Genomic DNA, 23,028 nt, shown 5'->3' with positions numbered 1-23,028 from the left:
AGGGACAGAGGCAGGAACGCATGGCTACACCATCGGATGCGCTGCGCAGGGTGACAGCCGTCCGGTACGTGACCCCGCTGCGGAGTGGCGGCTCCGTCCCGGGCGTCGTCGAAGCCGACGATCTGGGCACGTACGTCGTCAAGTTCACCGGCTCGGCGCAGGGACGCAAGGCGCTCGTCGCCGAGATCATCGTGGGTGAGCTGGCCCGACGACTCGGGCTGCGGGTACCGGAGTTGGTCCTGGTGCACTTCGATCCGTCGGTCGCCGCGGAGGAGCCGCACCAAGAGGTGCAGGATCTGCTGCGCTCCAGTGCAGGACTCAATCTCGGCATGGACTATCTGCCGGGAGCCGCCGACTTCACGCCGGACGCACTGGACGTCGATCCGGCGGAGTCCGCCAGGATTATCTGGCTGGACGCCTTCACCGCCAATGTGGACCGTACGGTGCACAGCCCGAACCTCATGGCCTGGCCGGCCTCCGGCCACCAGGAGCCCCGCCTGTGGCTCATCGACCACGGCGCCTCGCTCGTCTTCCATCACCGCTGGGAGACCGCGGCGGACGCCGTCGGCAAGGCCTACCACTTCGAGCACCACGCGCTCGGTTCGCGCTGCCCCGACATGGCGGCGGCGGACGCAGAATTCGCCCACCGTGTGACGCCGGAGTTGTTGCGCGAGATCGTCACCGCCGTCCCGGACGAATGGCTGACCGACGAGCCGGGCTTCACGACTCCGGAAGAGCTCCGCGACGCCTATGTCACCCATCTCGCCGCCCGCGCGAAAATATCCGCCCGGTGGCTCCCCGCGAGATTCCTCGGCTGCCGGCACGCAGCGACGGGAAATGCCTGCGGAATTCCGGGGCCATAAGCGCGGTGTACCGCCAAGACGCAATACATCGCAAAGATGCAGCACACCGTAAATATGGAATGCGCTTAGACTTGCCTCATGGCTGAAGGGCTGCGGGAACGCAAGAAGCGGCAGACACGGCAACGCATCTCCGAGGTGGCCATCGGCCTGTTCGTGGAGCGGGGTTTTGACCACGTCACCATCGCCGAGGTCGCGGCGGCGGCCGAGGTCTCGGTCAACACCCTCTACAACTATTACGAGGCCAAGGAAGACCTCGTCCTGCCGCCGGACCAGGCCTCCCCGCAACGGCTTGCCGATATCGTGCGCGCCCGGCAGCCCGGCGAGTCCGCCGCCAGCGCCGTCCTCGCCCACCTACGGGACGAACTGCAGCGCCGCGACCGCAAGGTGGGCCTGACCGCGGGCTTCGGCCGCGTCTTCGACATGATGCGAGCCGCCCCCACTCTCACCGCCCGCCTGGAGGACCTCGGCCGACAGATGACCGACGCGCTCGGCACCGTGCTGGCGGAGGAGACCGGGGCCAGGTCGGACGACCAGACGCCGCGCCTGGTGGCGAGTCAGATCGGCTGGTTCCACTCTCTGGTCTACGCCGAGATCGGCCGGCGCATCGTCGCGGGCGAGAAGCCGGACGCGATCGCCGAAGCCGTGCTGGACCTCCTCGACCTCGTCGAGGGCCTGCTGAGCGAACGGGCGCTGACCTACGCCACACGCAGGGGCTGACATCTGTGGGGCGCGTTGACGGCGGCAGTAGCGCTTCGCCGTGTCAGGGCGGGCATCGTGCGCCGGGCACGGGGAGGCAGGTATGAGCACCCGCGCTCAACTGCCACCCGTACCGGCTCGGCTCGGGCGGCCGCCGCACATACGGCGGCCGCCCGAGCTGACACCAGAATCCCGTTCCGTCACCCGGGAGCCGCTTCGTGCCGCTTCACCGCGGTGGAAAACGGGCGCCCAGGGGCCCGTGCCGACGACCGGCGGAAGCTGCCCGCCTTGATCGCCATGCCGAGCAGGGCGGGCGGGCACGGAGGCCGCACTCGCCCCGCGGCAGGGCGACGGCCGGCGTGTGCGGCGCAGCTGCCCCCTGGGGTCACCGTGGCGTCGATGAGGTCTGCCGACGCCGGCTGTGCGCTGGTTACTGCGTGACCACGCCGGACTTGGCGATGACGATGTCGGCCTTGGTGCCGCCGCTGCGCGAGCCCAGGGACTCGATCTTCCTGACGATGTCCATGCCCTCGACGACCTCGCCGAAGACGACGTGCTTGTTGTCGAGCCAGTCCGTGACGATGGTGGTGATGAAGAACTGCGAGCCGTTGGTGTGCGGGCCGGCGTTCGCCATGGACAGCTGACCCGGCTTGGTGTGCTTGAGCTGGAAGTTCTCGTCCTGGAACTTCTCGCCGTAGATGCTCTTGCCGCCGGTCCCGTTGCCGGCGGTGAAGTCGCCGCCCTGGAGCATGAAGTCGGGGATGACACGGTGGAAGCCGGATCCCTCGTAGCCGAAGCCGTGCTCTCCGGTGGCGAGCTCACGGAAATTCTTCGCGGTCCTGGGAACCACGTCGTCGAACAGGGTGAAGACGATCCGCCCGGCCGGGTCGCCGTCGATGGTGATGTCGAAATACACGTCGTTACTCATGACGGCATCCTTACATCCGCGAGCGCCGGGGCGAGGCGCGACCCCCGGCACCGGTCGCGACCGAGTGCGTGTAGGGGACGCCGTTCCGGGAGATCCTGGCCGGGCCGCAGGAACTGCCCGGCCCGTCCGCCGGACCTCTCGTCGATAACAGGCGCCGGCACCCGCCCGGATACCACTCAGCGCTCCCGGCTAATGTGCACCGGCACCCGTACCGACACCACCACCCAGCGACGACGGAGCTTCAGCCGCATATGTCAGAGCGACAGACCGAGGAGCGAAAGGCGAAGCAAGCCAAGGGCCGTACGGTACGACAGCAGGAACGCAAGCTCAGATGGCGCATCCCCGGCTGGCTCTTCGGTCTCTTCATGGCGCTCGAGGCAACTGTTTGGGGCGTCTCTTTCACGGGGGATCTGGCGCTCGCCACCGGGCTGTCCGGCACTCCCGGCACGTTCAAGGTGGCTCAGTGCTATGACACGGACACCAGTCACCGCAGGTCCCACTACGTGTGCACCGGTACTTTCACCCCGCACGACGACCCGGGCGACGTGTCCCACCAGCAATGGGAAGACGCCTCCGCCGACTACCCGGACGGCGCCGAAATCGCGATGCGCCGAGGCGCGGACGCGGAGACTTACCAGCCGACGGGGTTCTGGCCCGTCCTGTCCGCTGTCTGGAAGGTGGGGCTCTGCCTGAGTGTCCTGGCCTTTTGCGTCTTCCTGCCCGTTTCGCGCAAGGATGACGGCCGGAAAGGCCCTGGCGCGTCATGGCTCGGCAGAGTGACCAATGGGCTGGCGCTGGTCTCCTTCGCCGGCGTCGCGATCGCCGTATTGGACGGAGTCGTCGCCCTGGTGGCAGGGATAGTCGAGGGATTCGCCGCCTAAGGCTCCGGCGGTTGTCGCACACTCTCCGGTCACGCAAGGTTTCCTTACGACCGGGGAGTTGGCGTCGCGGAGAGGCGGTTCTCGACCCGTACGAGGTGCCCGGCGTCCTCGACAGCCATGGTGTCACCGGAAGCCGGCCCCGCGGTGTCAGTGGGGGCAGTTAGCCTGCACAGATGATCGAGACGACCGGCGACGACCGCCGCTTTCCGCCTGCCCTGGCCGAGGTGGCCCGGATCCGGTTCGACTACGACGAGGGGGAGGGCGTCGACTTCGAGCCGTACCACGCCTTCGACTCCGCCGAGGAGAGCACCGACTGGCTGCGCCACTGGACCGGCAACCACGAACTCGACGGCGGCGCCTACCGGATCTTCGGGCAGGACGGCACCGGCGGACTCGCGGCCATCTGGTGCGTTCGGCCAGGACGGCCCCTTGCCGAACAACCGGTGGTGTTCATGGGCTCGGAGGGCGAGTGCGGCGTGGTGGCCGGGGACCTGTCCGGCTTCCTGTGGGTGCTGGCCGACGGCTTCGGGCCAATGGAGGCCGTTGTGTACGAGGAACGCGAGGCGCGCCCGGACGCGGCCCTGGCCGAGATCGCCGAGCGGTATGCGGCCACCCCGCGTCGGCCCGCCCAGGAGATCATCACCGAGGCACGGGCAGAGTTCGCGACCTTCGCCGAGGACCTCGACACGCTCTGCCGCTGAGGTGGTCCGGTCGGCGGATACCGGCCCGCTGTCCTGCCGCTCACATCGCCCCGTGCCGAGGGCTCCTGCCGGCGCGCAAATCGCCCGGGGACAAGCGCACTTCCGGGCCAGGAGAGCAAAGGTCGGACCGACTCATGACCGAAGGTGAACCGTTCGGCACGTTGTTCCCGGGTATTCCACGCCGCGCAGGGGTGTTACGACAAGCTGCCGAAGTGGACTCAGGCATAGCAGCGATCTTGGGAGCGACCGTCGGCGCACTCGGTACGGGTGGGGCCGCAGCCGTCACCGGGCTGTGGGGAGCCAGGACTGCTCGGAGCCAACTCGCTTTCCAGGAAGTGCAGTTGAGGAGCCAATTGCGCGTCGACCATGTTCGGGAGCGCCATGAGCCGCGCCGTATGGTGTACGCGGATTTCGTCGCGCAGGCACGAGCCATCGAGAGGGCCCTCGGAAGGTACCGGGAATCGCACACGAGGGACATGGACGCCTTCCACCAGGAAATCGACAAGCTGGATCATCTCGGGGTGCAAGTGCTCCTTGAGGGGCCGCTGCCGGTGGTCTCCCCTTCACAGGAACTCATCAGGTGCGCGCACCGATGCATCAGGCCCTTGCGGAATTCCATCGGAGCGCGAGAGCGATTCGGCGCCGAGTCCGGCGAGTGCGCGGACGCCGCCGAAGCCGTTGCCGAAGCCGGGCTGGTTTTCACCACCGAGGTAAGGGACTTCACGGAGACCGCCCGCCGCGTCCTCGACGACGACTCGGCGGGCGCATCTCCGCATCCCTGAGAACCGCCCAGAGCCGGACGACCCCGCCAATACGCCACGGCGCACCCGGTGTTCATACCCGCTCGTGCCACGGGATCCGACGCGGACGAGCGGTCGCCGGCGCTGCGTCCGCGCGCACCGGCCCGGGGACGAGCCGCCCCGTGGTGGACCGTCCGACGCGCGCGCCCGGCGGCTCGCGAAACGGGGCGACGGAATACCGGCGCACGCCGGTCAGCAGTGCGGGAGTGACGCTCATCTACGTATTGTCATTTTGATTGCCGAACGCGTCATTGCTGACACGTACGCGCCTTCTTTCGAACTTCCGGGAACCCTAACGTCGCAGGCACCCGACATTCGACGCCGGCAACTTCCGCTCCGAAAAGATCTGTTCACGAATTGGCTCGTGAAGGGAGACGGAGTGGCGGCTGCCCAGGGAGAAGCCATGTCCGCAGTCATACAGCCGCAAGTAGATCCGCAATCCCCGGGCTCCTGGCCCGGCGGGGACGGCGGGAACTGGCCCAGATACCCCAGGCTCTACGAGGCCATTCCGGACTCGGGACCGACCTCCGGAGGAAATACCGTCCTGCTCACCGGGGCGGGCCTGCAGGGCACGAGCCAGGTCACCTTCGGTGGCATCCCCGCCACCATCGTCGCCCAGGACCCGTCCGGCGGCTCGGTCACCGTCCTCGCGCCCCCGCACGCAGCGGGCACCGTCCAGATCATCGCCACCACACCGAGAGGCAACACCAACTCGGTGAGCTACACCTACACCGTCGTCCCACCGAGCGGCCCGACGGTCAGCGCTCTCGTGCCCAACAGCGGCTCCACCGCAGGCGGCACCGCGTTCGCCATCATCGGCACCCATCTCACCGGCGCGACGGTCACCTTCAACGGGATGCCGGCCACCGGAGTGTCCATCAACGCCATGGGCACGGTGCTGACCGGCGTCACGCCGCCCGGCCCCGTCGGCAACGTCCCGGTCGTCGTCACCACACCGGCCGGAAGCACCACCGTTCCCGGCGGATACACCTACACGGCACCTCCGCCTGTGGTCACGTTGCTGTCGCCGTCGTCGGGCAGTACGGCGGGTGGTATGGCGTTTGTGATCACGGGGAGCAGTCTGTCCGGGGCGGTGGTGACGTTCAACGGGGTTGCGGCGACGGGGGTTTCGGTCAATGCCTCGGGTACGGCGTTGGTGGGCTTCACTCCGGCCGGGCCGCTCGGCAATGTTCCGGTCGTGGTCACCACGCCGGCGGGGAGCGCCACGGTCGCCGGCGGATATACCTACACGGCACCGCCACTGCCCGTGGTGACGTTGCTGGCGCCGTCGGCGGGCAGTACGGCGGGTGGTACGGCGTTTGTGATCACGGGGAGCAGTCTGTCCGGGGCGGTGGTGACGTTCAACGGGGTTGCGGCGACGGGGGTTTCGGTCAATGCCTCGGGTACGGCGTTGGTGGGCTTCACTCCGGCCGGGCCGCTCGGCAACGTTCCGGTCGTGGTCACCACGCCGGGCGGCAGCACGACCGTCGCCGGCGGATACACCTACGTGTGAGCGGTCCCCCTTCACCGGCTCACACGGGGCTGCGACGGCCGGGAAGTCCGCTTCCGCCGTGACCCGTTGCTGCCCCGCCCTGTCGTCGGCTCGTGAGGAGTCGGCGGCAGGGCGCTGTCAGGGCGGCCACCGAGCGCGCGTCATGGGCGGCACGACAGCTGACGGGACATCTACGTGACGAGCTTCATCGGGCGAAGGTCACCGCCCCGGACGGTTACGCAGCTCCAAGTTCCCTGGTCGGCAGGGCTCTTGGAGCCGCCCTGCGGACCTGAAGCTGCTGGTCCGCGCGATGCCGAGCCTTGGCTGCGCCATCCGGGTGAAGAGGGAGATGCTGTCTCGCCTCGGGGCGAACTCCCTGCGTAACTGGTAGGCGACAGGCGTTTTTCGAAGGTTTCACCCGGCGCAGAGGTGAGGCGGGGACATGCCGATCAATCCGGATCAGGGATCCACCGGCGGTGGGTCCGAGGTGACGTTCAGCGGCACCGGCCTCGCAGACGCCACTGCGGTGCTCTTCGGGGCCAAGCCGGCCGCCATCACGGCCAATACGGCGACCTCCGTGTCGGTGGTCGCCCCCTCGGGGGCCGGTGTGGTCGACGCCATGGTGCGCACGCCGGGGGGCACCAGCAACCCGGTGCCCTTCTACTACCTCCCCCCACCCGTCGTCGTCGCCGTCTCCCCGTCGTCGGGGCCCGTCGCGGGCGGCGGGACGGTCACCGTCACCGGGCGCGGCCTCGCCACCACGACCTCCGTGGCATTCGGCGCCACGGACGTGACGCCGACGGTGGTGTCCGACAGCGAACTCACCCTCGTGAGCCCCGCCCACGCGGCCGGTGCCGTGTCGTTGGTCGTCACCGCGCAGGGCGGTACCGCCACCGCCTCCGGAACCTTCGGTTTCGTGGGTGTACCCACTGCCACCGGCTTCAGCCCGCTGACGGGTCTCCCCGCGGGCGGCACACTGGTCGGCATCACGGGTACCCGTCTGTCGACGATCACCGGCGTGACCTTCGGCGGCGTCCCCGCCACATTCGCCGTCCTGTCCGACACCGAGGTCGCAGCCATCGCGCCCTCCCACCCCCTGGGTGCCGTCACTGTCGCGCTCACCACCACGGGCGGCAGCGCCACCGCACCCGGGGTGTATCTCTATCTCATCGGCTGACGGGGTGCGCGCGTCCTCCTCACGACGGGCCTCAACGGCCGTCGGCCCGCCGCGGTTTCGGGAGGCTGCGCGGCAAGGCCGAAGACCGGTCCGCCGAGCGCGAGTTGGGACAGCGGTACGAGGCGGCCACCGCGTCGGCCTCGGTGACCCACCCGGTCGGATCGTCGCGGCGTACCAAGCCTTCGTGGAGACGCGCGATCTGTCGCGTCCAGTCATCAGCCATGTGCGCGTTGTTTCCTCTGGGAGTCGCCGGCCCGGCCCCGATACCTGAAGTGACCAGAGCCCGGCGCTGTGCAGGTATGCGGTCCAGCGGATCAGGGGGGCGCAGCCGGTCGAGTGCACTGGGGCGGAAGGCGCCCGACCTGCATACGGGAGCGGGCGTCCTCGTCGCGACTCCTGGGAGAAGCCCGGCTGCTGCGCCGAGTGGCGCACCAGCAGGTTCTGTGCATGTGACCCGTTCGCCCGTCATGCGCGCCGCGCAGGACAGGGGAACGCGGTCTCCGAAGAGGCGATTTCCGTGCGCGTACCCACCCGCCATCAGGGGGAATATATCCGCCTGAATTGGCACAATTCGACAACCCTCCACGGGCAGAGCAACATGTGGTTGTGGGAGGTGCACAGATGATTGCGAACCTCAAACGATGGCGGCGCGGCCGGTGGTCGTGTGCCGCGCACACCGACCTCTTCCGCGATCACCAGCCATGAGCTCCGATGACCTGATATTTTCCTGGCCACCCGCGAGCAGTCGGCCATCCGTGCACATCGCCCTTCTTGGCGGTTTCGACCTTGTGGTGAGCGATGTCCCGGTAACGGTTCCCGTCGGCTCGAAGCGGCTCCTGGCGTTTATCGCGCTCAACGGCCGTGTCGCCGCCCCTCGGTCCCTGGTTGCCGGGAGCCTTTGGCCCGACGCATGCGAACAGAGTGCGTACGCGAACCTGCGGTCGGCGCTGTCGCGCCTGCGCGGCATCGGCAGGAAGGCCCTGGAGGTCTGCCCTGCGGAGGTGCGTCTCGCGCGAAAAGTCACCGTCGACCTGCACCACGCCCGGTCCCTGGCCCAGCGCATACTCGACCCCGGAGTCCCGGTCGAGGACCTCAACCTCAGCGCGGCGACCGTCGACCAGCTCTCCGACGACCTGCTGCCCGGCTGGTACGACGAGTGGGCCTTGCGGGAGGCGGAGCAATGGCAACAGCTGCGACTCCACGCCCTTGAGTCCCTGGCGGGAGTATTCATCGAGACGAAGCAGTTCGCCGGCGCGGTGGCGGCCGCCCACGCGGCCGTACAGGCGAATCCGCTGCGGGAGAGCAGCCAGGCTTCGCTGATCCGCGCCCACCTGGCGGAGGGCAACCCGTCCGAGGCGCTGGACGACTTCGAACGCTATACGCACCGTCTCCGTGACGAACTCGGGCTTCGCCCCACACCGCGGCTGTGCCACCTGGTCGACGGGCTGCAGCAGCCGGACTGCGGATGGTAACTCACCCTGGGCGATAAGGCATGGCGGGATTCCCCCCGTCGGCGCCGTGAACATCGGGCATCCGGTCCTGAACCGGTGGGGCTTGGCGCACCCAGGCACCCACTGCGAGCCCACAGCCGTCACACCGACCGACGTCGCCCCAGGCGTCGGTCGCGGCGCTGCGCCCCATGGGGGCGATCGCGGTGAGTTAGTTGCTCGGCCGGGCCTGCGCCCGCCGTTGGCCGGCCCTTCCCGGCGCCCTCCCGACTCCTTCCCGCGCCTTGCCTACCCAGCTTGGTCACGTGCCGACAGATCGGCCTTCGCCGTCGAGTTGTCCCGGCCGGGAGCGGCCGCCGCCTCAAGGCGCCTGTTTTCGTGATGTGAGGCGGCCTCCCGGGGAGCCGGGCGTTCCGGCGAGTTCGGCGCTTTCGTCGTGCGCAGTCGCCTCGCGGGGAGAACGCTCCATCAACCGTTCGGCTCAATAGAGTGTTTGTGCGGCAATGGGTGTACTTATTCTGATTTGGCAGCGGTGATCCGATAAGTAGCCAGGTGATCCGCCAGTGAATCCGAATCCGCTGAATCTCCGGGACCCGTGATCGGGGGAGCATTGTGGAACCACGCGAGACCTCGGTCGAGGCCGCCTCGGAAGGCGCCGGTGAAGACCAGGCGCCCAGAGAACCCTCTGTCGTGCGCGGGCTGCCGCCCGCGCCGAAGGGGTCCTGGTCGCTGCTGTCGCGGATCGTGATCGCGGGCGCCATCGCGGTGGTGTCGATCGGCGTCCTGATCCACCTGGTCCTGGTCTTCCTGTTCGTCGCCCCGTCGAACGCCATCAGCAGGGACTACGGCGGGCTGGTCAACGGCTATGTCTATCCGGAGTTCGACCAGAACTGGCAGCTATTCGCCCCGAACCCGCTCCAGCAGAACATCGCCGTGCACGCGCGCGCCGAGGTCATGCTCGCCAACGGCTCCAGGCGCACGACGGGCTGGGTGGGCCTGACCGCCCAGGACATCAGGAAGATCAGGGACAACCCCGCACCCAGCCACGCGCACCAGAACATGCTTCGCCAGGCCTGGGACTTCTACAACAGGACGCACGACGAGAAGGGCAGAGCGATGGGCCTGCGGGGCGAGCTCTCCGAGGCCTACGTGCGCCGGATCGTGACTCACCGGCTCGGGCCGCGGCTCGACGGCGGCCAGGTGGTCAAGGTGCAGGTCTACGCGTCGAACAAGCCGATCATCCCGCCGAAGTGGAGTCTCGAGCGCGGGAACACCCAGACGACCTACCAGGTACTTCCGTGGTGGCCGGTCTCCAAAAAGGAGTTCCAGTGAGCGTCGAGAAGGACACCGCCCGGGCGCCTTCCCCCTTCAAGGGCATTGGCACCAAGCTCGATACGGCGATCGCCAGAGGTCTGAACAAGGCCACGGGCGCGGCGCTCGCGCCTTACCAGGCCGCGATCGTCCGGATCGGCTTCGCGCTGACCTTTGCGCTCTACCTCATCCGCGAGTGGCCGCACCGGCTGGAGCTGTACGGCACCACCAGCCCCTGGGGTTTCGACCTGGCCCATCGCCTGGTTGCCTCGAACAACGCGTTCACGGTGCTGCTGTGGTCGAACGACAGGCTGTGGTTCGAGCTGGTCTACCACGGGACGATCGTCGCGTGCCTGCTGCTGCTCGTGGGGTGGCACACCCGCACGATGTCGTTGCTGTTCATGATCGGTGTGTTGTCGCTCATGAACCGCAACATCCTCCTGGGCGACGGCGGTGACACCCTCATTCACCTGATGGCGAGTTACCTGGTGCTCACGCGGTGCGGGCAGGTGTGGTCGCTGGACGCGCGACGGCGGGAGCGCGCGGCGGCGCTGGGCGGGGACGGCAGCAATGCGGTGAGCGTGACCCTGTGGGTGGTCTGCGGTGCGGGCCTCGCCCTCGCAGAAGTGACGGGGTTCGCGGAGATCCCGTTGAGCTGGGTGCTGATCCTCTGGGGCCTGTGGTTGGTCCAGGCCCTGTGGTTCTGGGCAGGGCGCAGTCGATTCTCCGAGGTGCGGGCGGTGTTGGACGTCGTCGCCAACCTCGTCCACAACGCGGCGATGCTGGTGATCGCCGCCCAGGTGTGCCTGCTCTACGCCACGGCCGGCTGGTACAAGATTCAGGGGCCACGCTGGCAGGACGGAACCGCCCTGCACTACCCGCTTCATCTGGACTACTTCAGCCCGTGGACGTCTCTGTCCCAGGCGCTCGACAGCCGCTCGCTGATGGTCACGCTGATCACCTACGGCACCGTGTTCGCGCAGGTCGCCTTCCCGTTCACCCTCCTCAACCGCCGAGTGAAGAACGTGCTGCTGGCGATCCTGATCACCGAACACGCCACCATCGCGGTGATCTGCGGCCTGCCGTTCTTCTCGCTGGCGATGGTCTTCGCGGACATGGTCTTCCTGCCGACCAACGCCCTGCGGTGGGTCGGGGCCAAGGCGGCAGGCGTACGGGACCGCATCACCGGGCGACACCGCCGCAGCAACGAGCCACAGGCGACCGGAGCGAAGGCCAGAGTGTGAGCATCTGACGCACTCTTGGTTCCCCACTCGTCCACCGTCTCGTGAGCGGGGAAGTGCCCTTCGTTCTGGGAGTGCCCTTCGTTCTGGTCCGCCCGACCCTGGTGTGCCTATCAGCGCGGTACAGCGATCGGCCCCGAAGAGGAAACGAAGCAGGTCTTCGGCCACGACCCGCATGACCGGGCGGCCTGGCAGCCGGCCTACCGGTCCGGGGTCCGGCTGCGATTTTCAAGAATCGCCAGCACCGCTCGTTCCTCGCCATCCGCGGGTCGTCATCCGCAGGTTCGTCATCCGCAGATCGTCATCCGCAGGTCGTCATCTGTAGGCAACGCCGAACGTCCCTCCGGCGAATCGGCCCGTGGGGGGACGAACCGCCGGAGGGACCAGGCGGGTTGAGATCAGCTGTGGACAGCGCATGCCAGGGCGGGGGGATTTCCTCCGCCCAGCGGCATGAGCCGAGAACTCTGCACAGTGAGTGGCTCTTCGCTTCAGCCGGTGGTGGCGCCGGTGGTGGTGGCGCCGGTGGTGCCGCCTACGAGTCCGCCGATGGTGGCGCCGGTGCTGGTGGCGCCGGTCGTGCCGCCGCCGCCAGTGGTGGCGCCGGTGCTGGTGGCGCCGGTCGTGCCGCCTACGCCTCCGCCGATGGTCGCGCCGGTCGTGGTGGCGCCGGTCGTGCCGCCGCCGCCTCCGCCGATGGTCGCGCCGGTCGTGGTGGCGCCGGTCGTGCCGCCGCCGCCTCCGCCGATGGTCGCGCCGGTCGTGGTGGCGCCGGTGGTACCGCCGCCGCCTCCGCCGATGGTGGCGCCGGTGCTGGTGGCGCCGGTGGTGCCGCCGCCTCCGCCAGTGGTGGCGCCGGTGGTGGTGGCGCCGGTCGTGCTGCTGGCGCCGGTCGTGGTGGTGGTGGCGCCGGTGGTGGTGGCGCCGGTCGTGCTGCTGGCGCCGGTCGTGGTGGTGGTCGCGCCAGTTGTGGTGGCACCGGTCGTGGAACCACCGGTGCGTCCGCCGATGGTGGCTCCTGTTGTGGTGGCTCCGGTGGTTCCACCGCCCAGGCGGCGCAGCGTGCAGTTCGGCGGGAATTTGACGAGCTTTCCGGTCTGCTTGTCGAAGTGGAACGACAAGCAGCGCACGTCAGGCGCCTGGCCCGATGTTTGTGTCGCAGCCTTTGTGGGCGCTGTATCAGCGCCCATGGCGCTGATCGCACCCACTGTTCCGGTGAGCGTCACGGCGAGGACAGACGCGCCGATCACGTGGGGAATGCGCTTCCGGATGTTAGTCATGATGCCTCCTCTAGAGGGCCGTGGGTCCCCCTCAGCCTGGAGGCTCCGGCATGACCGAGGCGTTGATCCGGCGTGACTCTCGCGTGACGCAGCCCAGTACGGGGTGTGGGGAGCCGACCTGTGGTGCGGCCGATCCGCTCCGGCGGGCTGCTTCAGCGCTCGTCGAGCCGGTCCGCGTTCGTCCGGGCCGGTGCGGACCTTCATGAACTCGGCACCCTTACTAGGGGTGCTCGGAGGACTTTGCACACGTCCACGTCGGCCACGAATCGGGTGGAGCGGAGCGACCGGCTCGGCGCCGGCGCGGTCGTGACGTGCGATTCCGCTGGTCAGGAGCAGGAGCAGGAGCAGGAGCAGGAGCCGGAGCCCGGCGTGAGGAGGCGGGAGGTACGACCGCAAGTCGGGCGAGCGGCGAGTGACTCGCGCAGCAGGGCCACCGACCGGCATCATCCCAGGTCAGGTGCCTTCAATGGGGAGCCTTGGGAAGACCCCGAGCATCTGGTCGGCACCGATGCCGTCCGCGTGCGGGCCGAGGACGCACTGCTGGTACGCGAGCCGGGGGACGGACCGCGCCGGCACCCCTGTCCGCGCTGTGACGCCTGGCTGTCGATGTGGCCGCCGCGGCACCTCGGCCGGGGCTTCCCGCCGGGGCGTGGCGAGAGCATCCTTCCGCTGCGCGGCAAGCCCTTGCGGGACCGGTACGTGCTGCGGCTGATCGCGCTGGACCGGCTGCTGCACTTCCTGGTGCTCGCCGTGCTGCGCGTCCGGGTGCTTGTCGTCGCCAACGAGCACGACAGGCTGAGAACGCCGTTCTACCGGGTCGTGGACCCCCTCAGAACGGCATCGGCGGTCTCCCCGCGGAACCTTCGGGCACGGCCCGCGCGGCGGCGGCCGTGCCGAAGCCGCCGAACGCGACCGGGACACCGGAGGGGAGGCCCTGGAACGCGTGCTGTCCGGACCGGCCGTTACAGGTACGGCCCGCCGGCCCTCCTGGCCGGTCCGCTTCCCCATATGGCGACCGCCCGACCGAGGGTCGTGGCTCTCGGTCGGGACGAGGGCCGTGGCTCTCGCCGCGGACCACGCGGTGAAACGACGAACTCAGTCGGAGACCGTGGCCCGGCTGAGCCGGGCGAGGTACACATCGAGGTGGGCGACCCGGCCGGGCAGGGACGTACTCAGGTCCCACCAGCAGAGGGACGCGATCTCGTCGTTGGCCTCGAAACCGCGGAGCCCGAGGGCGTTGCCGGTGAACAGAGCACCGTATTCGGCATGTTGCGCGGCTCCCAGCAAGAAGCCGGGATAGCCGACGAACCGCAGCGGACCGTCCGGCTCCTGCCCGCTCTCCTCGAATAGCTCGCGCACGGCCGCCTGACGAGGACTCTCACCCGGTTCGATCATGCCGCCCGGCAGTTCCCAGTTCTCCCGGAACCGGTCGTAGACCATGAGGACCTTGTCCCCGTGCCACAGGGCCGTCAGGGCCATGGGCATCGGGGCATCGCCAGGCGGCGTACCTTCGACGCCGGGCGTGAAGGAGGCCAGGAGGTTGCCGCGGGCGTCGGAAGCAAGTGGCTGGGCCGAAGGATCGGGCACCCAGCGATCCTTCCCCCGGCCCGTCGTGCCGGACACCTGTGTTCATGACGGGCCACGAGGCCAAGCGACTTCGCCGACAGGGGTTCCGGTGCCTCACGCGTAGCGGCAGGGCCGGCGGGAACTGCAGAGTTCTCCGCCGTGCACCACCATCAGAAACGACGCCTCAGCGGGTGACGGCAGCCCGTCGGTTGCGGCGCTGCGCGAAATGGCCTGCGCCCGCCAGGGCCGCTGCCACGACGGCCGTGGCGGCGAGCTGATGACGGCCGTCCGCGGTGGCGGCCATGACGGCGAAGACGCCGAGGATGGCGGCGAACGCCAGCCAGGTGAGATAGGGGAAGCCCCACATCCGCACCGAGAGCAGCTCGGGTGCCTCGCGCTCCAGGCGACGGCGCATCTTCAGCTGGGTGAGGCAGACGACGGACCAGACGACCAGCACCGAGCAGCCCGCGATGTTCAGCAGCCATGCGAACACGGTGGTCGGCCAGACGATCCCGGCGATCACGGCCGCGAAGCCGAACACACAGGACGCCAGCACCGCCGCCGCCGGTACGCCTCGGGTGACCCTGCTCAGGAAACGCGGGCCCTGGCCCCGGTTGACGAGCGAGTACGCCATGCGCGATGAGCCGTAGATGTTCGCGTTCATGGCGGAGAGCAGCGCCACCAGCACCACGATCTGCATGATCGTGCCGGCTCCCGGGATGCCGAGCCTGTCGAGCACGGTGACGTACGGGCCGTCCGCGGCGACCTTCGGGTCGTTCCACGGCACCAGGGTGACGACCACGGCCATGGAGCCGATGTAGAAAACGGCGATGCGCCAGACGGCAGTACGGACGGCACGGGCCACGTTCCGGCTCGGCCGGTCGGACTCCGCCGCCGCGATGGTGACGGTCTCCAGCCCGGCGAACCCCGAAATGGTGGTCAGCAGCCCGGCGGCGAGTCCGGCGGCGCCGGTCGGGAAGAAGCCGCCGTGGCCGGTGAGATGGCTTGTGCCGGGCGCGCTGCCGAACACCCCGAGAATGCCGAGCACGCCCAGCACCAGAAAGGCGACAATCATGGTGACCTTGACGGCGGCGAACCAGAACTCGAACTCGCCGAAGTTCTTGACCGCGGTCAGATTGCTGACGCAGAAGAACACCATGAAGACTGCCACCCAGCCGTAGGCAGGGAGGAACGACACCCAGGTGTGCATGATGGCGCCTGCCGCGGTGGCCTCGGCGGCCACGCCGGCGCAGAGCATCAGCCAGTACATCCAGCCCGAGGTGGCCCCGGCCCAGGAGCCGAGTTCCTCCTCGGCATGCACCGAGAAGGAGCCGGTGGAGGGCCGGGCCGCGGACATCTCGCCGAGCATCCGCATGATCAGCATGACCAGCGCGCCGGTACCCGCGAAGAGGAGGACGATTGCCGGCCCCGCCGCGGCGATGCCGACCCCGGAGCCCACGAAGAGCCCCGCGCCGATGACCCCGCCGAGCGCGATCATCGACAGATGGCGCTGCTTGAGGCCGTGCGACAACGCGGGCGCGGAGTCCTGCACGGCCTGCGGGGAGCCCTGAGGCGACTGGGTGTTTGTCCGACTCATGGTCGTACCTGTTCATTAAGCGAGACGTTCGGTGAGCCTCACGAGTTTGGGGGGCACGTTGCGGGTGTGAGGCGAACGCCCGCTATTCGGATATTTCGCTCACTCGTAGTGAGGGGTTGGACACGCTTTGAAGGGCCTTGTGGTGGATCGTGCGTGCGGTCCCGGCAGTCGTGTGGCTGGCGATCGCGTGGGCGCCGGAGGGACGTCTCCCACCTGCTCGTTGCGCCGAACCTCCGTACAGAGCGGTGACGTTCGGCGCCTTCGCGGCCACCACGGCTGCCGCACGGGCTCGTTGTGCCGGTGGCACGAGGCTCGGTCCGGACGGCGGCTCGGTCCTCACCGCCGTGCCGGGGTGTGACGGCGGTCTCGGCCCGTGGGTGGAGACTCTGAATCAACCCGTGGGTGGTGGTGACCCGCTCCACACGCGGAGCAGTGTGGGGGCATGGACTCTCTTCATTCCGTAGTTGTTGCTCTCTCCGGCGTCTGTGTCGTGATCTTTCTCGTGGCCTGGATCGTGGGTGCTGTCTACTTCGGTGTGAAGAGCCAGGCCGGTCTGGGCGGCTGGCTGCGTGGACTGCGTCGCACCATGCTCCGCCGGGTTCTGCTGATCGTGGCCGCCTCCGTGTTCTTCACGCTGGTCAGGCACGCTCCGCCGTCCCTCTGGCGCCACTTCCAGTACTGGCAGCCTGAGCTCGCGCTGCTGGGTGCCCTGCTCGCCGTCGTCTCCACCGCCTTGCTGCTGTGGGCCCGCTGGGTTCTGGGCACGATGTGGGCCGGCGTCCCGATGGTCCACGAGCGCCACGAGCTGCGAACCGACGGTCCCTACCGGCTGGTCCGCCACCCCATCTACACCGGCCTCCTCGGCCTGCTCGTCGGCGGCATGCTGGCCTGCGGCTTCGGCGTCTGGCTGGCCTTTCTGGTGGTTGCCGTCCCCTGGCTGCTACGCCGGGTCCGGATCGAGGACGGCCTGATGGCCGGTCAGTTCGGTGCTTCCTACGAGGCCTACCGCGCACGCGTCCCGGCGCTGATCCCGTGGACGCGTCCCGCCCGGGGCGGCCCCGCCGTGGCGACAGCGCGCAGCGACAGCCCGGGGTCGAAGCCGCCACCCGGGGAAGCCGCCGGGGCGAACGAGAACGCCTGACCTGCGACTTCCGCAGACCGCTCGATGCCGTCGGCCGGCATCTTCACCCTGCGGCGACCCGGGCCCGATCCCGGGTCGCCGTGTGGTGCCCGCTCAGGCGGCGGAACGCTCCACGGGAATCCACAGCCCCGCGTCCGCCTGCTCCCCGTCCTGCGACAGGCTCACCTGCAGGATCTCGGGCCCCGGCCTGCTCTGGTACGGGTTCGACGGGAACCACTGCGTGAACACGTCCCGCCACAGGTACTGCAGCGCACGCGGAAACGGGCCGGAGTTCTCGAAGACGGCCCAGGTCCCCGCGGGGACGGCAAGGACGTCCATATCCCCGGGAGCGTCCGCGCGTGTCACCACGCCGTGGTAGTAGTCGAGTTCGGTCCCCTCCGCCCGGCTCGGATCGAGGTTGTCGCTCACCGCGACGATCCCCGTCGGCTCCTGGTCGGACAGTGCCGTGATACGCCCCAGCGTCTCCGGGCCGATGCCCCGGACGAACTCGGCGATCGCGGGGTTGGTCCCCTCGTGAACGAGCGGGACGCGGGCCTTCTTGCCGACCACACGGAACTCGTCCTTGTCCACGATCCTGTATCGCATGCTGCTGTTCCCTTCGACGATGAGCCGGAAGGACATCCGAGGCTGGGAGTGCAAAGCCGCACCGGTCCGCCGGGCCTCGCCCGGACCCACGCCGTGGACGGCGCGGAACGCCCGCGCAAAGGCTTCTCCGGAGCTGTAGCCGTAGCGCATCGCGACGTCCAGCAGTGTCCGTTCACCGGCGAGCACCTCGGCGCCCGCCACGGTCAGCCGTCTGCGGCGGATGTACTCCGACAGCGGGAGGCCTGCCAGCGCTGAGAACAGTCGACGGAGGTGGTACTCCGACGTCACCGCGATGTGCGCGAGTTCGACCACGTCGATCGGCTGGTCGAGGCGCGACTCGATGTGCTCCATGGCCCGGTTCAGCCGCTCCAGCATCCCGGTCTCCTTCCCTTTCGTTCACTCACGTTAGGAAGGCCCCACCCTGCCGGACCCGACATCCTGTGCCCGAAGCGGTCGGGTACGGCGAGCGCGCTGCCGGCACACCGCCCGGCACGGCAATCACACCTCAAACAGGCGGCCGGGCCTCGGGACCACGGGGGTCACGAGGGACTGCGGACAGCCGTGGAGAGGGTCAACGACAGCTACGACAGCTATGACAGCTACGACAGCGTCTCAGCGACCACCGATGCCGCTTTCGAGATCAGGGCGTTGTCGTAGTCCGCGTCTTTGCTGCCGCGGTTCGACGTGATCACCACGACGATGGGGGCGGCGTGGGGTGGCCACACCACCGCGATGTCGTTGCGGGTGCCGTAGGTGCTGCCGGCTCCGGTCTTGTCGCCGACAACCCAGTCGTGGGGCATCCCGGCCTTGATGAGTTCCGCTCCGGTGGTGTTGGTCTGCAGCCACTTCGCGAGCTGCGCGCGTTCGCGCTGAGGGAGGACGTTGCCGAGAACGAATGCGCGAAGGTCCTTGGCGAGCGCCCTGGGTGTGCTCGTGTCACGTGTGTCGCGCGGTGACCACTGGTTCAGCTGTGGCTCGCGGCGGTCCATCCGTGTGACGTCGTCACCCAGCTCTTCGAGTACGGCGTCCAGGCCCTTGGGCCCGCCGATCGCGTCGAACAGCAGATTGGCCGCCGTGTTGTCGCTGTAGCGGACGGCGGCGTCACACAGCTCACGCAGGCTCATCCCGGTGCCGACGTGCTTTTCGGTCACGGGGGAGTAGGAGACCAGATCGCCGCGGGAGTATTTGATCACCTTGTCCATTCCGTGCAGTGAGTACTTTCGCAGCACGGCACCGGCTGCCAGGGCCTTGAAGGTGGAGGCATAGGCGAAGCGTTGACCGTCGTGGTAGGTGACCTCGCGCCCGGTGCCGGTATTGACGGCGTAGACGCCGAGCCGCGCATCGAACTTGCGCTCAAGTTCCTTGAATGCGCGGGCGGAAGACTTCGGTTCCGCGCCGGAGCGGGCCGCTTCCGTGGACGGAGACGAAGAGACCGGGGCGCCGCCGTGGCCGCAGGCTGCGAGCGGCACGAGGCCGAGTGCGGCAAGCGCCGCAAGAACGAGGCGCCGGGCTCGGGTGTATTGCATGTCAATGCCTCCAGGGACTCCCCGGCACGCGGCGCGTACGGGGGTAGGGGTCGTGGCCGGCCCCTGCGGGAGGTGGCCCGGCTTCCGTGATCACCCTCGCGTTCCAGCGTCTATGCAGTCCAATGCGCTCATGGGCGTTTCCATGCCGAAATGGCATAGGGTGCGTGCCGTGGATCTGGTGGGAGCGTGTCGTGCCTTTGTCAGCGTGAGCGAGCGCGGCAGTTTCACCGTCGGAGCGGCTGCTGCGCGAATGTCGCAGTCGGTGGCGAGCCGTCGCGTCGCCGCCCTTGAGGAACGCTTCGGTGAACCATTGTTCGAACGGACGTCGCGGCGGGCCGTTCTCACCCCATTCGGCCGGGACATGCTGCCGGCAGCCAGACGGCTCGTACTCGCGGCCGATGTGCTGCACCACGAGGCCGAGGTGGCCAAGCTCAAGCCCTGGCGGCTCGCGGTTCCCGACATCTGCTCCACGGCACGTCTCGCCCGCCTCATCGCCGATGCACGAGGTCACGGTGTCACCCTCGATCTCCGCGCCGCGGCGCCGGCGGAGCGGACGGAGCTCCTCCACTCCCAGCAGGTGCGTGCCGCATTGCTCGCCGTGCCGCGGGACGAGGCGACATGGTCCGTTCCGCTCGGACTTGCCGGCGCGCAGGATCCCGGAGTGAAGCGCCTCTACGTCGAGACACTTCGCATGGGGCGTGCCTCACTCGGCCGGCCCCGCCGTATCTGGATCCAGCCGGAGGACGATGTGCCGCACATCCGTGACCCGCTGACGCGGCTGCGTGACGCCGTTGGCCTGCGGCCCGCCCAGCTCGCTGTCGCGGCCGACCACACGACCGCTGCGGCAGAGGCATTGTGCTCGCGCGATGTGCTGCTGTGCTCACCCGCACAGGCCGAGGAACTCGCACTGTGCTGGTGCCCCATCGGCGAGATCACCCTCACCCGGGGGTTCGTCCTGGCCGCAGCCGCGGCCGGCAACCCGGACCACATCCGCGCGCGTCTGGGCGAGGACATCGCCCGCTGCCTCGGCGCCGACGAGGGCGTGGGTACGGAGGGTGCGGTGCTGACGTGAGCACGGAGGCACTGCTTCGCGAGATGCGCCAACGACTGTGCGACGGCGGCCTGCACGGTTGCCTTCTCGTACGTGACCTGCATACGGGAGAGGAACTGGGCATCGAGCCGGACACCCAACTGCCCGCCGCTTCCCTGGTGAAGGTCCCACTGGCACTGGCGACCGTGGAGCGCATCCGGCGGGGCGAGATCAACGGATCGACGATGCTCACGGTGGAACCCGGGCGCCTCACCTCGCCCGGTTCGACCGGGCTGAGCCGGTTCCGCCATCCCGCCCACATCGCGGTCGACGACCTGCTCTACCTGAGCACCGGCGTGAGCGACGGGACGGCCGCCGACGCGCTGTTCGCACTCACCCCGCCCGCTCAGGTGGCCGGCATCCTGCGAGAGCTCGGCCTCCAGGGCATCTCCGTCCGGCACACCATCCGAGAGCTGACCGACACCCCCGTGGAACGCTTCGATGCCGCAGAGGTACACCTCGCCCACGCTCTCGCCATAGACGCCGGCACCAGCGGCCGCGGACACCGGGTGCCGCAGCTCGACGTGACCCGCGCGAACACCGGCAGCGCGCGCTCGTACGTCGAGCTGCTGCAGGCCCTGTGGACACCGTCGGCGATCCACCCGGAGGTGGCCGGGCGCGTGCGCAGCCTCATGGCCGACAACCTGCTGCGGCACCGACTCGCCCCGGACTTCAGCTCCGACGCCTCCACTTGGTCCTCCAAGACCGGCACCCTCCTCAACCTCCGGCACGAAATCGGTGTCGTCGAGCACTCCGACGGCCAGGCCTTCGCTATCGCCGTCCTCACCGAGTCACTCGTACCTGCCGGCACCCAACCCGATGCCGATGCCGTCATGGCACAGGTCGCCCGCACACTCCGCGATTACCTGCGGCAGCTTTAGGGCCCTGACTGATCGTTCTGAATGAGGTTCGAAGGCGTCGTAAGCAGATGATGCTGCAGTAAGCGGATGATGCTGCAAGCGAGTTGGAGGAGGCCGAGGTGAGGTCGGCGCGTATCGCGCCTGGCGGCGGTGCCCGGACGCCGAGGTCCCCGGCCAGCCCGACCACTTCGCGCATGCCGCGCAGCAGTTGCGCGACTGGACCGAGGCGGGAGTCTGGTCATATCTGCACCAGGTACTCCTGGGCGAGGTCCTCCTGGGCGAGCTGCGCAAGGCAGGGCTGCTGGACATGATCCCGCACACCCGTGGCACCCGAGGACGCCCCCGCCGACGACCCAGGCGTGTCTTCGCCGGCCGCGGCTACGAGGGGTGCGCGCGGCGAAGGTGATGCTGCACGACTGTCCGGGGGTGGGTAATGACGGCGGCGGCGCCGGAACGTACCGCATCGGCTGTGTCATCACCCTCGTGGCGAGGGAGAGGTGCAAACGGCGTGGTGCCCTGGAGGCGAGCTCCAGGGCACCTGCATGCTTGGGCGGTCAGGAAGCGATGGTCAGTAGCCGCCGCCGTAGCCGAAGTCGCCGTAGCCGAAGTCGCCGTAACCGAAGTCGCCATAGCCGTAGTAACCGCCATGGTCGAAGCCGAAGTAGTCGCCGTGGCCGCCACGGTTGAAGCCGTCATGGTCGCCCCAGTCATGGCCGCCGTTGTGGCTGGAGTAGCTGGACGGCGCATGCGTCGGGGCAGCGGAAACCGTTCCGGCGGTGGCGACGGCGGCGCCACCGGCGAGCAGGAGACCTCCCGCGGTCAGAGCGATGGCTCGCTTCAAACGATTGGTGGACATAGGTCCACACCTTCTTAGCGCTAGGAATCTGGCGGCCGCACCCGATGAGATGTCCCCACAGCAGGCGAGAACGAGAGGTTCGGGTGCTGCCCCTAGGCAGGCCACTGAGCGGTGGCCGCCCTACAGGCATGTCGAATATGCCGCATTTGTACCTCTTGTCCGCAGCCTATACCTCCCCTGAGGCAGCCCAAAACGCAAGCGTGGAGGGGCGGCGCCGGGTGAGAGTGGCGGGCACGGCGGCCTGGTGTTTTGCCGGTCGGCATGGCTGCGCGCGGTTTGGATCTTGCGGTCCGTCCCCGCCCGTATCTCCCTTTTGCGGGCGACGGCGGTGTGCGGGTGGGCCCGGTGCGCGGTGGAGTCGACCAAGGCGGTCCGCGCCATGCCTTCTGCGGCACGCTTCAGGGGCTGCCGCGAAAGCGGACTACGTCCGCGTGGGCGTCGTCGTGCTCGCCTTCGCGCTGTTCGCCGTCGCCCTCGTCCAGGGTCCACGGCGAAAAGGGGGCCTCCGGGAAGAGCCGCCGGGTCGGTCGCGGCAGACCCCGCGAGCACCCGGACCGAGTACGTGCCGACACCGTCTGCACGTCCCGCCGCAACCGGTCCTACCTGCGCAGGCGCGGGAGCAGGGCCACCATGCCGGTGCCCGTGGACAGGTCCGCGAGGCTCAGCCGGGCACCTCCATGCGCTGCGTGCCCACGACGGACAGCAGTCGCAGCGCTTCCTCGTCCGGTGAGCCGGGGGTAGCGGTGCTCTGATCTGCCGGTGAGATGTCCTGTGCTGTGCTGCGCCCTCCAGCACCTGCGGGAAGCGGGAAGCGGGAAGCGGGAAGCGGAATAGCGCGAATCGCTCATGAGCATGTGGAAAGCTCGCCCCGTCCAGCGTCCAGCGTCCAGCGCCATGTCCGAACGCCCCGGGGCCGGGAGCGTTGGCCCTGCGACTCATGACGGTGGGTCCGGCGGGTGGGGGAGCCCGCTCGACCACGTCGGCAGCGGCTC

At 69.0% G+C, this 23,028-nt stretch carries 20 protein-coding genes; 13 read left to right on the top strand and 7 right to left on the bottom strand.

Features of this window, described 5'->3' with window-relative positions; translation table 11 throughout:
- Window positions 1–20: 20 nt before the first annotated feature.
- On the top strand, window positions 21–863 hold the full coding sequence (locus tag ACGFWI_RS12220; protein ID WP_393905870.1) for a HipA family kinase: 843 nt from the start codon (window positions 21–23) through the stop codon (window positions 861–863).
- Between the two features lie 78 nt (window positions 864–941).
- Complete coding sequence (locus ACGFWI_RS12215) at window positions 942–1,580, top strand: TetR/AcrR family transcriptional regulator (protein ID WP_393905869.1); 639 nt, start codon at window positions 942–944, stop codon at window positions 1,578–1,580.
- A 409-nt stretch (window positions 1,581–1,989) separates the two neighbouring features.
- Here the strand turns inward: ACGFWI_RS12215 and ACGFWI_RS12210 are convergent, their stop codons facing one another.
- Window positions 1,990–2,487: a peptidylprolyl isomerase gene (locus tag ACGFWI_RS12210; protein WP_393905868.1), complete on the bottom strand. Its 498-nt coding sequence runs from the start codon at window positions 2,485–2,487 to the stop codon at window positions 1,990–1,992.
- A 251-nt stretch (window positions 2,488–2,738) separates the two neighbouring features.
- On the opposite strand from ACGFWI_RS12210, the gene ACGFWI_RS12205 reads away from it, so the two are divergent.
- The 8 genes from ACGFWI_RS12205 to ACGFWI_RS12170 all read left to right on the top strand — a co-directional run bounded on the left by ACGFWI_RS12205 (window position 2,739) and on the right by ACGFWI_RS12170 (window position 11,541).
- Complete coding sequence (locus ACGFWI_RS12205; RefSeq protein WP_393905867.1) at window positions 2,739–3,368, top strand: hypothetical protein; 630 nt, start codon at window positions 2,739–2,741, stop codon at window positions 3,366–3,368.
- A 173-nt stretch (window positions 3,369–3,541) separates the two neighbouring features.
- Window positions 3,542–4,069 (top strand): SMI1/KNR4 family protein, encoded by a 528-nt coding sequence (locus ACGFWI_RS12200; RefSeq protein ID WP_393905866.1) that lies wholly within the window; start codon window positions 3,542–3,544, stop codon window positions 4,067–4,069.
- Between the two features lie 395 nt (window positions 4,070–4,464).
- Window positions 4,465–4,851, top strand: coding sequence for a hypothetical protein (locus tag ACGFWI_RS12195; protein ID WP_393905865.1), 387 nt, complete (start codon window positions 4,465–4,467; stop codon window positions 4,849–4,851).
- Window positions 4,852–5,272: 421 nt separating this feature from the next.
- Window positions 5,273–6,382 carry an IPT/TIG domain-containing protein gene (locus ACGFWI_RS12190; RefSeq protein ID WP_393905864.1) on the top strand — a complete coding sequence of 370 codons (1,110 nt, stop codon included), beginning with the start codon at window positions 5,273–5,275 and terminating at the stop codon, window positions 6,380–6,382.
- A 421-nt stretch (window positions 6,383–6,803) separates the two neighbouring features.
- On the top strand, window positions 6,804–7,538 hold the full coding sequence (locus ACGFWI_RS12185) for an IPT/TIG domain-containing protein (RefSeq protein WP_393905863.1): 735 nt from the start codon (window positions 6,804–6,806) through the stop codon (window positions 7,536–7,538).
- A gap of 1,001 nt (window positions 7,539–8,539) precedes the next feature.
- Window positions 8,540–9,010, top strand: a complete 471-nt coding sequence (locus ACGFWI_RS12180; RefSeq protein ID WP_393905862.1) for a BTAD domain-containing putative transcriptional regulator — start codon at window positions 8,540–8,542, stop codon at window positions 9,008–9,010.
- Window positions 9,011–9,598: 588 nt separating this feature from the next.
- On the top strand, window positions 9,599–10,318 hold the full coding sequence (locus tag ACGFWI_RS12175; protein ID WP_393905861.1) for a DUF5819 family protein: 720 nt from the start codon (window positions 9,599–9,601) through the stop codon (window positions 10,316–10,318).
- A complete protein-coding gene (locus ACGFWI_RS12170) occupies window positions 10,315–11,541 on the top strand; it encodes an HTTM domain-containing protein (protein ID WP_393905860.1) in 1,227 nt (408 codons plus the stop codon). Before ACGFWI_RS12175 ends, ACGFWI_RS12170 begins: the two co-directional genes overlap by 4 nt.
- 485 nt (window positions 11,542–12,026) lie before the next feature.
- Here ACGFWI_RS12170 and ACGFWI_RS12165 read toward each other — a convergent pair whose 3' ends face one another.
- The 3 genes from ACGFWI_RS12165 to ACGFWI_RS12155 form a co-directional block, all read right to left on the bottom strand.
- A complete protein-coding gene (locus ACGFWI_RS12165; RefSeq protein WP_393905859.1) occupies window positions 12,027–12,815 on the bottom strand; it encodes a hypothetical protein in 789 nt (262 codons plus the stop codon).
- Between the two features lie 1,095 nt (window positions 12,816–13,910).
- Window positions 13,911–14,402 carry an NUDIX hydrolase gene (locus ACGFWI_RS12160; RefSeq protein WP_393905858.1) on the bottom strand — a complete coding sequence of 164 codons (492 nt, stop codon included), beginning with the start codon at window positions 14,400–14,402 and terminating at the stop codon, window positions 13,911–13,913.
- Between the two features lie 163 nt (window positions 14,403–14,565).
- The gene (locus tag ACGFWI_RS12155; RefSeq protein ID WP_393905857.1) at window positions 14,566–15,978 is read right to left on the bottom strand and encodes an amino acid permease; all 1,413 of its coding nucleotides are present in this window, start codon (window positions 15,976–15,978) and stop codon (window positions 14,566–14,568) included.
- A 442-nt stretch (window positions 15,979–16,420) separates the two neighbouring features.
- On the opposite strand from ACGFWI_RS12155, the gene ACGFWI_RS12150 reads away from it, so the two are divergent.
- Window positions 16,421–17,119 (top strand): methyltransferase family protein, encoded by a 699-nt coding sequence (locus tag ACGFWI_RS12150; protein ID WP_393905856.1) that lies wholly within the window; start codon window positions 16,421–16,423, stop codon window positions 17,117–17,119.
- A 93-nt stretch (window positions 17,120–17,212) separates the two neighbouring features.
- Here ACGFWI_RS12150 and ACGFWI_RS12145 read toward each other — a convergent pair whose 3' ends face one another.
- Window positions 17,213–18,079, bottom strand: coding sequence for a GyrI-like domain-containing protein (locus tag ACGFWI_RS12145; RefSeq protein WP_393905855.1), 867 nt, complete (start codon window positions 18,077–18,079; stop codon window positions 17,213–17,215).
- Window positions 18,080–18,303: 224 nt separating this feature from the next.
- Entirely contained in the window at window positions 18,304–19,230 is a 927-nt protein-coding gene (bla, locus tag ACGFWI_RS12140; protein WP_393905854.1) for a class A beta-lactamase, read from the bottom strand.
- A 169-nt stretch (window positions 19,231–19,399) separates the two neighbouring features.
- On the opposite strand from bla, the gene ACGFWI_RS12135 reads away from it, so the two are divergent.
- Together ACGFWI_RS12135 and ACGFWI_RS12130 are read left to right on the top strand one after the other, a co-directional pair.
- Window positions 19,400–20,302 (top strand): LysR family transcriptional regulator, encoded by a 903-nt coding sequence (locus tag ACGFWI_RS12135; RefSeq protein WP_393905853.1) that lies wholly within the window; start codon window positions 19,400–19,402, stop codon window positions 20,300–20,302.
- Entirely contained in the window at window positions 20,299–21,201 is a 903-nt protein-coding gene (locus tag ACGFWI_RS12130) for a serine hydrolase (RefSeq protein WP_393905852.1), read from the top strand. Before ACGFWI_RS12135 ends, ACGFWI_RS12130 begins: the two co-directional genes overlap by 4 nt.
- 547 nt (window positions 21,202–21,748) lie before the next feature.
- Here ACGFWI_RS12130 and ACGFWI_RS12125 read toward each other — a convergent pair.
- Window positions 21,749–22,036 (bottom strand): hypothetical protein, encoded by a 288-nt coding sequence (locus ACGFWI_RS12125; protein WP_393905851.1) that lies wholly within the window; start codon window positions 22,034–22,036, stop codon window positions 21,749–21,751.
- Window positions 22,037–23,028: the final 992 nt, after the last annotated feature.

Origin of the sequence: Streptomyces sp. NPDC048434 (assembly GCF_043200375.1) — a bacterium.
Taxonomy (GTDB): Bacteria; Actinomycetota; Actinomycetes; order Streptomycetales; family Streptomycetaceae; genus Streptomyces.
This window is presented reverse-complemented; position numbering and strand designations above follow the sequence as displayed.